The sequence below is a fragment of the Streptomyces sp. NBC_01210 genome (assembly GCF_036010325.1).
In the GTDB taxonomy this organism is placed as follows: Bacteria; Actinomycetota; Actinomycetes; order Streptomycetales; family Streptomycetaceae; genus Streptomyces.
Window position 1 is genome coordinate 7,153,847 of sequence record NZ_CP108549.1, and the last position, 12,900, is coordinate 7,166,746.

The 12,900-nt window shown below is 66.2% G+C and carries 9 protein-coding genes; 5 read left to right on the plus strand and 4 right to left on the minus strand.

All coding sequences use genetic code 11. The annotated features are described in order from the left end of the window. Positions 1-45: 45 nt before the first annotated feature. Positions 46-240 (minus strand): hypothetical protein, encoded by a 195-nt coding sequence (locus tag OG735_RS32185; RefSeq protein ID WP_327326643.1) that lies wholly within the window; start codon positions 238-240, stop codon positions 46-48. A 201-nt stretch (positions 241-441) separates the two neighbouring features. Between OG735_RS32185 and OG735_RS32190 the strand changes: the two genes are divergently transcribed. Next, positions 442-792: a VOC family protein gene (locus tag OG735_RS32190; protein WP_327326645.1), complete on the plus strand. Its 351-nt coding sequence runs from the start codon at positions 442-444 to the stop codon at positions 790-792. A gap of 166 nt (positions 793-958) precedes the next feature. Here the strand turns inward: OG735_RS32190 and OG735_RS32195 are convergent, their stop codons facing one another. Further along, positions 959-1,387, minus strand: coding sequence for a VOC family protein (locus OG735_RS32195; RefSeq protein ID WP_327326646.1), 429 nt, complete (start codon positions 1,385-1,387; stop codon positions 959-961). Positions 1,388-1,656: 269 nt separating this feature from the next. Between OG735_RS32195 and OG735_RS32200 the strand changes: the two genes are divergently transcribed. Both OG735_RS32200 and acnA read left to right on the plus strand, forming a co-directional pair. Continuing rightward, positions 1,657-1,863 (plus strand): hypothetical protein, encoded by a 207-nt coding sequence (locus OG735_RS32200; RefSeq protein ID WP_327328653.1) that lies wholly within the window; start codon positions 1,657-1,659, stop codon positions 1,861-1,863. A 404-nt stretch (positions 1,864-2,267) separates the two neighbouring features. After that, positions 2,268-4,982 carry an aconitate hydratase AcnA gene (gene acnA / locus OG735_RS32205; protein ID WP_327326647.1) on the plus strand — a complete coding sequence of 905 codons (2,715 nt, stop codon included), beginning with the start codon at positions 2,268-2,270 and terminating at the stop codon, positions 4,980-4,982. A gap of 94 nt (positions 4,983-5,076) precedes the next feature. On the opposite strand, the gene OG735_RS32210 is transcribed toward acnA, so the two are convergent. Together OG735_RS32210 and OG735_RS32215 are read right to left on the minus strand one after the other, a co-directional pair. Next, a complete protein-coding gene (locus tag OG735_RS32210; protein ID WP_327326648.1) occupies positions 5,077-6,003 on the minus strand; it encodes an FG-GAP repeat domain-containing protein in 927 nt (308 codons plus the stop codon). Between the two features lie 204 nt (positions 6,004-6,207). Further along, positions 6,208-10,041, minus strand: a complete 3,834-nt coding sequence (locus tag OG735_RS32215) for a GH92 family glycosyl hydrolase (protein WP_327326649.1) — start codon at positions 10,039-10,041, stop codon at positions 6,208-6,210. Positions 10,042-10,461: 420 nt separating this feature from the next. Between OG735_RS32215 and ngcE the strand changes: the two genes are divergently transcribed. Next, entirely contained in the window at positions 10,462-11,910 is a 1,449-nt protein-coding gene (ngcE, locus tag OG735_RS32220; RefSeq protein WP_327326650.1) for an N-acetylglucosamine/diacetylchitobiose ABC transporter substrate-binding protein, read from the plus strand. Positions 11,911-11,959: 49 nt separating this feature from the next. Then, positions 11,960-12,883, plus strand: a complete 924-nt coding sequence (locus OG735_RS32225) for a carbohydrate ABC transporter permease (protein ID WP_327326651.1) — start codon at positions 11,960-11,962, stop codon at positions 12,881-12,883. The last annotated feature ends 17 nt before the right edge of the window (positions 12,884-12,900 follow it).

The following is a 12,900-nucleotide window of genomic DNA, read 5'->3' on the forward strand; positions in this document are numbered from 1 at the left end:
GCACGCTATCTCAGATATGAGATGTGATCGTGCATGGGTAGGCCGTCAGGGTGGCAGCCGGTGGGCAGCCGGGCGTCGCGGTTCGTGTGGCGGGAGTTCGGCCGTCTCCGCCGGTGGCGGTTGGAAGACGAGGCGGTCGCGCCCGGCGTCGACATGAGCGAATCCGGGCGCATCCTTGATGAAGGCGCCGTCCGCGTCCGCATCCCGGCTGTGGAGGAGCACATGCGCGCCGCCGAACATGCTCCGATACTGAGTCGGGCGCAGGGGCGCGGCAAGCGCACCGCCGCCGTACGGGCGCCCTGCCCGTGTCTTCGGGCGAGGTGTCCGTTGTCATGCAACTCAGTCGTCGTGTCATCGATGCAGTCGAAGGTTTTCTTGCACCTGAGGGTGCCAGGATGCCGGGGACACGACCGCCGGCAAGTCGACGGGCAGGAGCCAGCCATGATCAACGGTGCACATGTCATCCTCTACAGCCAGGACGCCGAGGCGGACCGTGCCTTCATCCGTGACGTCCTCGACTTTCCCGGCGTCGACGCGGGCGCTGGCTGGCTCATCTTCAAGCTGCCCCCGGCCGAGGTGGCCGTGCACCCGACCGACGGCCCGCCCCAGCACGAGTTCTTCCTGATGTGTGATGACCTTGATTCCCAGCTCGGCGAGTTCCGCGCGCAGGGCGTCGAGATCACCCGCCCGGTCAGCGAACAGCGCTGGGGCAAACTGACTGCGATCCGGCTCCCCAGCGGCGCCGAACTCCCGCTGTACGAACCGCTGCACCCCACCGCCCACAGCCTGTGACCCCACAGCACTCAGCTCAGCGTGACGGATCTCAGGGTGGCCGCGGACCGTCGGTGGCGCCGCCGCGACAGGGAGGCCGTCCGCATCGGAATCGCGTTCGTAGCGGTTCGTTGTCCCGTCTTCGTCTTGGCGCATGGGGACAGAACGAGGACGCGTTCGCGGCCCCTCAGTCGATACAGAACTCGTTGCCTTCGATGTCCTGCATCGGGATGCACGAATCATTGCCGTCATACAGCGTTCGCACGTGTACCGCGCCGAGCGGGACCAGTCGTGCGCATTCGGCCTCAAGTGCGGCGAGGCGCTTCTTACCTACGAGTCCGGTGCCGACCCGCACGTCAAGATGCAGCCGGTTCTTGGCGGCCTTCCCTTCGGGGACGCGCTGGAAGTACAGTCGCGGGCCCACACCTGAGGGATCACTGCAGGCGAACCATGAATCCCGCTGCTCGGGTGGCTGGGATCGCTTGAAATCGTCCCAAGTGGCAAACCCCTCCGGTGGCGGCGGTACGGCATACCCCAACACCTCGCACCAGAAACGAGCGAGGCGTTCAGGTTCTGCGCAGTCGAAGGTGACTTGGAACTTCTTGATCGACGTCATCGGTCCACCGTATTGGCGCGTGCTGTCCACCGAGATCCCGGGGTTTCATCGCCGTGCGGGTCGAGGTCTCGCGTGACATGAGTAGCGCCAACGGACCAGATCGCCTGAGACGACGAGCGAATCGGACCAGATCACGTGAGGCAACGGTGAGGCCGCCCCTGACTGTGCTGCGAAGACCTCCCGCAGCCGGTCCGCGGACGGGCGGTGCAGGCATCGTGGGTGCCGGTAGCGCGACAGCCACCGGACATTCGCCAGCAGCACCGCCTCCGGTGTCCCCACCCGCTCGAATCCCCACCCCGCCTGGGCGCAGGCGATCCGCGGCACAGCATGTCGGCTTCGAGTCCTGGCTGGAGCGGGACCGGCTCCTGTTCATGGACTTCGACCCGAAGGTGGCCGGAATCGCCTCGCAGCCGTTCGGCTGCACTGGCACGACGGCGAGCCCGGTCGTCGCCGCCCAGTACCAGCCCGCGAAGTGACGCTCACCCCGCGACCAGCGAAACGGCCGCACCGGGACCACGTCCTCGAAACGGGCCGTCACGCAGTCCAGCAGCGGACGCCGCTGTCGCTCGTGTACGGCATCCACGTACGACAGCTCAACGTGCGGCCCCGCAAGATCCACGCCAGTTCGCTGAGACGGAAGGCGAAACGACTGGGTTCGTTGAGTAAACGCCTCGATTGGATGAGAGCGGTCACGAGGTCCGGGCATGACCCCGCAGCGGTCATGTACTAGAGTTATCTCGACATCGAGATATCTGCCGAAGGCGTACCGCGGCCGCCAATCGATAAGGGTTACCTAACTAAGCCTTACCTTAGCGGATCGGCGAGGAGCCGTGGCGGCAGCATTGTGGTAGGTACGCGCACATTGATGAAGGAGACTGTCGTGTCGGCGAACAGCTTCGACGCCCGCAGCACGCTGCGCGTGGGCGACGAGTCGTACGAGATCTTCAAGCTGGACAAGGTCGAGGGCTCCGCGCGCCTCCCTTACAGCCTGAAGGTGCTGCTGGAGAACCTTCTCCGCACTGAGGACGGCGCGAACATCACCGCCGACCACATCCGGGCGCTCGGCGGCTGGGACTCCCAGGCGCAGCCCAGCCAGGAGATCCAGTTCACGCCGGCTCGCGTGATCATGCAGGACTTCACCGGTGTGCCCTGTGTCGTGGACCTCGCCACCATGCGTGAGGCCGTGAAGGAGCTCGGCGGCGACCCGGCGAAGATCAACCCGCTCGCGCCCGCCGAGCTGGTCATCGACCACTCCGTGATCGCCGACAAGTTCGGTACGAAGGATTCCTTCGCGCAGAACGTTGAGCTGGAGTACGGCCGCAACAAGGAGCGTTACCAGTTCCTGCGCTGGGGCCAGACCGCCTTCGACGAGTTCAAGGTCGTCCCGCCCGGCACCGGCATCGTCCACCAGGTCAACATCGAGCACCTCGCGCGTACGGTCATGGTCCGGGGCGGCCAGGCGTACCCCGACACTCTTGTCGGCACCGACTCGCACACCACCATGGTCAACGGCCTCGGCGTGCTGGGCTGGGGCGTCGGCGGCATCGAGGCCGAGGCCGCGATGCTCGGCCAGCCGGTCTCGATGCTCATTCCGCGCGTCGTCGGCTTCAAGCTGACCGGTGAGCTGAAGCCCGGCACCACCGCCACCGACCTGGTGCTCACGATCACCGAGATGCTGCGCAAGCACGGCGTCGTCGGCAAGTTCGTCGAGTTCTACGGTGAGGGTGTCGCCGCCACCTCGCTCGCCAACCGCGCCACCATCGGCAACATGTCGCCGGAGTTCGGCTCCACCGCCGCGATCTTCCCGATCGACGACGAGACGCTGAAGTACCTGCGCCTGACAGGCCGCGACGAGCAGCAGGTCGCGCTGGTCGAGGCGTACGCCAAGGAGCAGGGCCTCTGGCTGGACCCGTCCGCCGAGCCCGACTTCTCCGAGAAGTTGGAGCTCGACCTCGCGACGGTCGTCCCCTCCATCGCCGGCCCGAAGCGCCCGCAGGACCGTATCGTCCTCGCCAACGCCGCCCAGCAGTTCGCCCAGGACGTCCGCAACTACGTCGAGGACGACGACGAGGCGGGCAAGGAGTCCTTCCCGGCCTCCGACGCGCCGGCCGAGCACAACGGCGTCCCGACCCGCCCGACCACGGTCACCGCCCCCGACGGCTCGACGTACGAGATCGACCACGGCGCCGTCACCGTCGCCGCGATCACCTCCTGCACCAACACCTCGAACCCGTACGTGATGGTCGCCGCCGCGCTCGTGGCGAAGAAGGCCGTGGAGAAGGGCCTGACCCGCAAGCCGTGGGTCAAGACCACCCTCGCCCCGGGCTCCAAGGTCGTCACCGACTACTTCGACAAGGCGGGCCTGACCCCGTACCTCGACAAGGTCGGCTTCAACCTCGTCGGCTACGGCTGCACCACCTGCATCGGCAACTCCGGCCCGCTGCCGGACGAGGTCTCCAAGGCCGTCAACGACCACGACCTGGCCGTGACGTCGGTGCTCTCCGGCAACCGTAACTTCGAGGGCCGGATCAACCCCGACGTCAAGATGAACTACCTGGCCTCCCCGCCGCTGGTCGTCGCGTACGCCCTCGCCGGCTCCATGAAGGTGGACATCACCAAGGACGCGCTCGGCATCGACCAGGACGGCAAGCCGGTCTTCCTCGAGGACATCTGGCCGACCGAGGCCGAGGTCAACGACGTCGTCGCCAACTCCATCGGCGAGGACATGTTCAACAAGTCCTACCAGGACGTCTTCGCGGGCGACGCCCAGTGGCAGGCTCTGCCGATCCCGACCGGCAACACCTTCGAGTGGGACCCGCAGTCCACCTACGTGCGCAAGCCCCCGTACTTCGAGGGCATGACGATGGAGACCACCCCGGTCGAGGACATCACCGGCGCCCGGGTGCTCGCCAAGCTCGGCGACTCGGTCACCACCGACCACATCTCCCCGGCCGGTGCCATCAAGGCCGACACCCCGGCCGGCAAGTACCTCACGGAGCACGGCGTCGAGCGCCGCGACTTCAACTCCTACGGCTCGCGCCGAGGCAACCACGAGGTCATGATCCGTGGCACGTTCGCCAACATCCGGCTGCGCAACCAGATCGCGCCCGGCACCGAAGGCGGCTACACCCGCGACTTCACCCAGGACGGCGCTCCGGTGTCGTTCATCTACGACGCCTCGCAGAACTACCAGGCCGCCGGCACCCCGCTGGTGATCCTGGCGGGCAAGGAGTACGGCTCCGGCTCGTCCCGCGACTGGGCCGCCAAGGGCACCGCGCTGCTCGGCGTCAAGGCCGTCATCGCCGAGTCGTACGAGCGCATCCACCGCTCGAACCTCATTGGCATGGGCGTACTGCCGCTGCAGTTCCCGGAGGGCGCTTCCGCGCAGACCCTCGGTCTGACCGGCGAGGAGACCTTCTCCTTCACCGGTGTGACCGAGCTGAACAACGGCATCACGCCGCGCACGGTCAAGGTCACCACCGACACGGGTGTGGAGTTCGACGCGGTCGTCCGTATCGACACCCCCGGTGAGGCGGACTACTACCGCAACGGCGGCATCATGCAGTACGTGCTGCGGAACCTGATCCGCAAGTAAGCACGGCGGTACGGCGTAGGCAGCAAAAGGGCCGCATCCCCGGTGACGGGGGTGCGGCCCTTCCGTGTGGGCTACGGTGCCGACAGCTGCCGGATCAGAACAGCTTGGGGTAGATGTTGAAGCCCGCGCCGACCTTGACGCGAGGGGTGTTGAACGGGGCGGAGGCCTTGCCGCTGCCCTTGTACATCCACAGCGCGCCCGCGGCGTCGCGGACGACGACGTCCGCCAGGCCGTCCAGGTTCAGGTCACCGTTGGCGATGACCTTGTTGTAGATGTTCCAGCCGGCGCCGACCTTGGTGCGGGCCGAGAAGGGTGCTGCGGCGTTGCCCGTGCCCTTGTAGAGCCACAGCGCGCCGGTCTTGTCCTTGGCGAGGATGTCCGTGCGGCCGTCGCCGGACAGGTCGGCCTTGCCGGTGATGTGAGAGTAGGCATTCCAGCCGGGACCGACCTTCACCCGCGCGGTGACCGTGCCGTTGCTGTTGCCCTTGTAGAGCCAGAGCACACCGGCGTTGTCCCGGGCGAGGATGTCGTCCTGCACGGTACCGCCGAGGTTGCCCGGTGACAGGACCAGGTTGTAGATGTTCCAGCCCTTGCCCACCCGGCGGCTGCTCGTGTCGTCGGCAAAGAAGACGTTGCCGGCGGTGTCCCAGCTCCAGGCGCCGTCGTACTTGCCGTCCGCATTGAGGTCCATCGAGGCCACGTTCTTGACCGGGCCCCAGCCGCTCGAGACGTAGCTGCGGGCGGCGAAGCTGCCCTTCCCGTTGGGGCCGTAGAGGTAGGCGTCGGACTTCTTGTCCACCGCCCAGAGCAGGTAGACCGGGGCGGCGGCGGCCTGTGCCGCGGCGGGCGCGTTCGACGGCGCCGCAAGCAGGCGGCTGACGGCGACGCCCTTCAGCGGCTGGGGAGCCGGGGTGTCGGCCACGGCCGCTCCGGCGGAGGTGCCGACCAGGGCAGCGGCTATGGCTGCGACGGCGAGACGCGACAGCACGCGTCCGCGCTTACGGCCGGGAAGATTGGCCACGTATGTGCTCCATGTGTGTGATGAGGCGCGATATACCTCAGGTGGTCATCGCAGGATCTTCATGATCGTTGCACAACATCCTTACGAGTCAATCGATTTGAAGGGGAATGAGTGGGTCCGTAGCGGGCGCGGCCGGGGACAAAGGGGCCCGCACCCGGTGGGACCGGGTGCGGGCCTGTGGTGATGTGTGACGAACTCGATACGTCAGGAGAGCAGCTCCACCTCCGCGAGCGTCGCCGCCGTACCTGCCGCCACAAGGCGGTACTTCGCGTACGCACCAGGGTTCTGGACGGTGAAGACGCGGGTCTGCCTGTCCCAGGCGAAGGCCTGACCGGTCCGCCTGTCCAGGTCCTGCCAGGCCGTCCCGTCATTCGAGCCCTGCAGCACCCAGCCCGCCGGGGCCTTGTCCTTCGTGGCCGAGGTGAGGGTGTACTGCACCGCGCGGGTCCTCGACGCCACCGGCAGCTCCGGCGACTGGAACGACGACTGAGTCGCGGAGGAGTTGTCGAAGAGCGGACCGTCCGCCGCGATCACATCGTGGCGCGGCGACGGCACCTTGTCGTCCTGGGTGATGGAGACCGGGGCGGCGTTCTTGCCCGTACCCCAGGAGGACGGCTTCGGGCCCATCGCGAACTCCAGCGTGCCGCCCCGCGCGATCAGATCGTGCGGCAGAGCCGTGGAGTTCCAGGTCCTGCCGTTCACCTTCAGACCCTGGACATAGATGTTCTGCGCGCTGTTCTTCGGGGCCTTGACCACCAGGTCGCGGCCGTTCTCCAGATGGACGGTCGCCTTGGTGAAGAGCGGCGACCCGATCGCGTACTCGCCACTGCCCATCACCAGCGGATAGAAGCCGAGCGCGGAGAAGAGATACCAGGCGGACTGCTCGCCGTTGTCCTCGTCGCCGTGGTAGCCCTGTCCGATCTCGCTGCCGGTGTAGAGGCGGGAGAGTACCTCGCGCACCTTCTCCTGGGTCTTCCAGGGCTGCGAGGCGGCGTTGTACATGTACGTGACGTGGTGCGCGACCTGGTTGGAGTGGCCGTACATGCCCATCCGTACGTCACGGGCCTCCGTCATCTCATGGATGACGCTGCCGTAGGAACCGACGAAATCGGGCGAGGCCGTCTCCGGGGTGGAGAAGTAGGTGTCGAGCTTCTTGCCGAGACCGGAGCGGCCGCCGTAGAGATTGGCCAGACCGCGCGAGTCCTGAGGTGCGGTGAACGCGTATCCGTAACCGTTTGTCTCGGTGTAGTCATAGCCCCACACCCGCGGGTCGTACTGGTCGGACGGAACCCGCCAGTCGCCCTTGGGATCACGGCCCTGGAAGAAGCCGGCCTTGGAGTCGAAGAGCGTGACGTAGTTACGGGCCCGGTTGAGGAAGTACTCGGACTCCTCCTTGTAGCGGGCGTTCCTGGTCTTCTTGTAGAGGGCCTGGCCCATCTTCGACAGGCCGTAGTCGTTGAGGTAGCCCTCCAGTGACCAGGACAGGCCCTCATGCGTGTCGGTGGAGGCGTAGCCGAGGAACGATGAGGTCTCCATGCCCTTGCGGCCGACGCCCGAGCTGGGCGGTACCACGGTCGCGTTCTTCAGCGCCGCCTCGTACGCAGCCTCGGCGTCGAAGTCCACGCCCTTGACGTACGCGTCGGCGAAGGCCACGTCCGAGCTGGTGCCGGTCATCAGGTCGGCATAGCCCGGCGAGGACCAGCGGGAGATCCAGCCGCCGTCCTTGTACTGCTGGACGAAGCCGTCCACCAGCTCGCCCGCCTTCTTCGGAGTGAGGAAGGAGTATGCGGGCCAGGTCGTCCGGTAGGTGTCCCAGAAGCCGTTGTTGACATAGACCCTGCCGTCGACGATCTTCGCGCCGGTACGGGTCGGCGTGTCGGGGCCCGTCATCGGCGAGAACGGGCTCGCGTACTGCTGCTTGGGACGGGACGCGGTGCCGGTGTTCTCGAACCCGGAGTTGGGATAGAGGTAGAGCCGGTACAGGCTGGAGTAGAGCGTGGTGAGCTGGTCCCGGTTGGCGCCCTCCACCTCGACCCTGCCGAGCAGATCGTCCCAGGCGTCCTGCGCGCGCTCCTTCACCCGATCGAAGCGGGTGCCGGCCGGAATCTCTTCGGCGAGGTTCTTCTTCGCCTGGTCGACACTGATCAGTGACGTGGCCAGGCGCAGATTGACCGTGCGGTCCGTGCCCGCCGCGAAGCGGAGATGGCCGGTGACGCCGTCGGCGCCCGACGCGGTGACCGGCGCGTCGAAGACGCCGTACACGAAGAGCCGGGTGGCGCCCGTGGACAGCCCGCTCTTGACATCCGAGAAACCGGTGAAGGAGCTGGTGCCCGGATCGAGGGTCAGGCCGCCTTCCTTGGTGACGTTGTCGAAGATGACGCTCGCATCGTCACCGGGATAGGTGAACCGCATCATCGCCGCGTGATCGGTCGGGGTCAGCTCCGCCTTGAGGCCGTTCTCGAACGTGACGCCGTAGTAGTGCGGACGCGCGGTCTCCTTCTCGTGACGGAAGGGGAGGGCGCGCTTGACCCGGTCGGTGTCCGGGGTGCCGGCGGCTGCGGACGGCATCAGCTGGAAGGTCTGGCGGTCACCCATCCACGGGCTCGGCTCATGGCTGGCGCTGAAGGCCTGCACGGTCGGCAGATTGTCCGCGTTGTTGCCGCGCGCGTACTCGTACAGCCAGCCCTTGGACGCGGAGTTCGTCGCCGGAGTCCAGAAGTTGAAGCCATGCGGGACGGCGGTGGCGGGGAAGGTGTTGCCGCGCGAGAAGGAGCCGCTGGAATTGGTGCCGCGGAGGGTCGAGGCGTAGTCCGAAAGGTGGGCAAGCCGCTTCTCCGGAGCCTTGGACGCCAGGGCGATGTCGTCGATCCAGCCCTGGAACTTCGCCGGGCCCTTGGGGGAGTCGTACGCCACCAGGATCCGGTCCACCGTCTTGCCGGCCGCGACCGTGCCGATCCTGGAGGCGACCTGGTTCCACTGGTTGACGTAGAGCCGCTTGGCGGCGCCCTGGCCCTGCGGGGTCAGCAGCCCGCCGTGGGAGTCGGTGGCCTTCAGATCACTCAGATAGGTGCCGTCGGTGAAGGCAAGATCCACCGACACATTCGTGGCCGGGTAGTTGAGATCCGTCTCCGGCAGGGACGGGAAGATCCGGTACGAGAGTTCGGTGTCACGGCGTACGGCCGTGTTGACGTCGAAGACCTTGTTGTACGAGTAGGCCCGGCCGTCCGGCTTGTGGGTACCGGCGTACTTCAGAGCACGCTTGCCGGTGAATCCGGCATTCGCCTTGGCGGTGGGGGAGCCGCCGGGACCGCGGTCGACCTGGGTGCGCATATCGACCGGCACGGGCGTGCTGGTGTCGCCGTTGGAGAACTGGACATCGGCGAGCTGGGTGGCATCGGAGGCGCCGTTGTTCTTGGTGATCTCCAGGCGATAGTGCGCGTACGCCGTCACGTTCGCCGGATCGGCGATGTCGTACGTCTTGGTCTCGAAGCGCTTCTCAAAGGTCTGGCCCTCGCGGGTGTCCAGGACCTTCCACTCCTTGCCGTCGGCGGAGCCCTTCAGGGTCCAGTCCCTGGGGTCGCGCTCGGCGTGGTCGTTCGCGGATGTCAGCGCATAGGTGACGACCTTGACCGGCGCATCCGCGTCGAACTCGATCCAGGCGGTGGGCTCGAATCCCAGCCATTTGGTGCCCGGCTGGAGATCGACCAGATTCTCCTTGGTCTCGCCCGCGCCGGAGTTTTCGTCGCTGGCACGCAGTTCTATTACCTTGTCGGTGACGTTGCCCGGAATCCCACTGGAGAATCCGCCATCGACCCCTTCTGCCCGTTTCTGTCCGTCCGCTCCGATATCAACGGTATTACGCCAGTCCGGCTGGGGTTGGTCCGCTTCGAAGGAGGAGTGGAACTCCCCGTCGTGTCCGGCGGGTTGGGCGGGCCGGGCGATGGCGGCCGACTGGGCCGTCACCACGAGAAGTGATGCGGCCACCACCACCGCGGCCGTATGGGCGTGTCTGTGCCGAGGTCCGGTTCTGGGCTGCATCCTGATCTTTTCCTCCCGTGGAAAAGTGTTGGACAACGTTGTCAGGCGCGATCCGCAGAATCCAGTAGGGAGGCAAGTGCGCGGTGGTGTCAAGGGTGTTGAATATCCGGGATATCCGCGAGGTCTCAACTCGGGAAAGACTGCCGCTCAAACCTGCATTCGATCTTGCCCAGCTGGCGGGAAGTGGACTATACCTGTCGGCGTCTGCATAGCCTTGGCACAGTCGCTCGGCGGCGGACACGGGGGACGGGGGATGGCGGATGCCTCAGTACTACACCTGCCGGTATTCCGCCCGTCCCTCATGCCCAACCCTGCACGACCCAAGCGCAACTGACCGCGGTGGCGGGGCCCTTCGCCTAGGCGAATACGAACGGGTGACCGGTACACCGCCTGAGTCCTGGAGAAGGCGAGGACTTGAGCATGGGATCCACCTCCGCCCACAACAATGAGGGCCTTGGCCGTCGCGATCTGATCAAGCGGTCTGCCGCACTCGGCCTGATCGCCGTTCCGACGATGAGCTTCCTGTCCGCCTGTGCGAGCAGCGACAGCGGCGGCGACAAGAAGGTCGACAAGGGCAAGAAGACTGCCAAGAATCCGCTCAGCGTCAATGAGACGGCTCAGCTCGAGGTCGTTATCTTCGACGGCGGTTTCGGCCAGCAGTACGCCCTGGACGCCGAGAAGAAGTACCAGGAGGCCTTCCCGAAGGCCCCCAAGGTCAAGCACCGCGCGACGCAGAAGATCCAGTCCGAGCTGCAGCCGCGCTTCAACGGTGGAACCCCGCCGGACCTGATCGACAACTCCGGCGCCCAGCAGATGGACATGGGCGTCCTGGTGGGCAAGAAGCAGCTCGCCGACCTCACTCCGCTGCTGGACGCTCCGTCCATCGACGACCCGAACAAGAAGGTGCGCGACACCCTGCGCCCGGGCATCGTCGAGATGGGCCAGTTCGACGGCGACCCGGTCTGGATCCTCTACTACGCCTACACCGTGTACGGCGTGTGGTACTCCCAGACCGCGCTGGAGAAGCTCGACGCCACGTACCCGGAGACCTGGGACGACATGCTCGCCCTGTGCGAGAAGGCGAAGAAGAAGGGCATCGCCGGCTGGACCTACGCGGGCAAGTACCCGTACTACCTGCCGTTCTCGCTGTACCCCTTCATCGCCAAGATCGGTGGCCGCGAGGTCCTCGACGCGATCGACAACCTGGAGCCGAAGGCCTGGGAGCACCCTGCCGTCAAGGCCGCGTTCGAGGCGTACTACGAGCTCTACCAGAAGGGCTACATCCTCAAGGGCACGCCCGGCATCGACCACATCCAGTCCCAGACGGCCTGGACCCAGGGCAAGGCGCTCTTCATCCCCAACGGCTCCTGGGTGGAGAACGAGGCGGCGAAGACCACGCCCAAGGACTTCAAGATGATGGTGGCCGCGCCCTCCAGCCTCGACAAGTCCGACAAGCTGCCGTTCGGCACCATCTGGGCCTCGGGCGGTGAGCCCTTCGTCGTCCCGGCGAAGGCGAAGAACGCCGAGGGTGGCATGGAGCAGCTGCGCATCATGCTCAGCGAGGCCTCGTCGAAGAGCTTCACCCAGCAGGTGAAGTCGCTGACCGCGTTCAACGGCGGCACCGACGGCCTCACCCTGTCGACGGCGATGCAGTCCGGCGTCGACGCGCTGAAGAAGGCCGGTGACAATGTCGTCAACCCGCGTCTTCAGGACTGGTACGTGAAGCTCCAGAAGGAGCAGATCGGCGTCGCCGGTCTCGGCGAGATGATGGCCGGCCGCGCGACCCCCGCGGAAACCATCAAGAAGATCCAGGGCTTCGCCGACGCGGCGGCCAAGGACCAGTCGATCAAGCACTACAAGCACCAGTGAGCAGGCGTCACCAGCGGCGGCACTCGCCGGAAGATCGGGGTCGGTAACCATGCAACACGGCAAGTACCGGTTCATTGTGGGGTTCTTGGCGGCCCCCTTGGCGTTGTACACAATCTTCGTCATCTGGCCGTTCATCCAGTCCATCTACTACTCGTTCACGGACTGGACAGGCCTGAGCCCGGACTTCAAAATGGTTGGCTTCGACAATTACAGTCGAATGCTGGACGACGACGTCTTCTGGAAGTCGCTGCAGCACAGCCTGTGGTTCGCGCTGCTGCTGCCGCTGGTGACGATCGGCCTTGCGCTGTTCTTCGCCTTTATGCTCAATGTCGGCGGGCGGCGCCGAAAGGGCGCCGCCATCGCCGGTGTGCGCGGTTCGTCCTTCTACAAGATCGCGTACTTCTTCCCGCAGGTGCTGTCGATCGCGATCGTCGCCCTGCTGTTCCAATTCGCGTACAACCCCAACGACGGTGCGATCAACGGGGCGTTGCAGGCCGTCGGCCTCGACGACGTGCAGCCGCAGTGGCTGGGCGACCCCGACCTGGCGCTCTGGTGTGTCATGGCGGTCCTGGTGTGGAGCACGGTCGGCTTCTTCGTCGTCCTGTTCTCGGCGGGGATGGCGTCCATCCCCAAGGACTTCTACGAGGCGGCGCTGCTGGACGGCGCGAACCGGTTCACCACCTTCTTCCGCATCACCCTGCCGCTCCTGTGGGACACCGTGCAGTCGGGCTGGGTCTACATGGGAATCCTGGCTCTGGGCGCGGAGTCCTTCGCGGTCGTCCAGATCATGACCGTGGGGCCCGGCGGACCCGACTACTCGACCACGGTTCTCACGCTGTACGTCTACCAGACCGCGTTCCGGGACGGCCAGGCGGCATATGCGACCACGATCGGTGTCGCCCTGCTCGTCGTCACGCTGGCTTTCGCAGCCCTCGTGATGAAGCTGGGCAGGCGTGAGCGGCTGGAGTTCTGATGCTGTGTCTTCCCGGG

Bases quoted from the DNA above. Each gene is read 5' to 3' on its own strand.
- OG735_RS32185 (WP_327326643.1), bottom strand. From the start codon at position 240: ATGTTCGGCGGCGCGCATGTGCTCCTCCACAGCCGGGATGCGGACGCG.
- OG735_RS32190 (WP_327326645.1), top strand. From the start codon at position 442: ATGATCAACGGTGCACATGTCATCCTCTACAGCCAGGACGCCGAGGCG.
- OG735_RS32195 (WP_327326646.1), bottom strand. From the start codon at position 1,387: ATGACGTCGATCAAGAAGTTCCAAGTCACCTTCGACTGCGCAGAACCT.
- OG735_RS32215 (WP_327326649.1), bottom strand. From the start codon at position 10,041: ATGCAGCCCAGAACCGGACCTCGGCACAGACACGCCCATACGGCCGCG.
- ngcE (WP_327326650.1), top strand. From the start codon at position 10,462: ATGGGATCCACCTCCGCCCACAACAATGAGGGCCTTGGCCGTCGCGAT.
- OG735_RS32225 (WP_327326651.1), top strand. From the start codon at position 11,960: ATGCAACACGGCAAGTACCGGTTCATTGTGGGGTTCTTGGCGGCCCCC.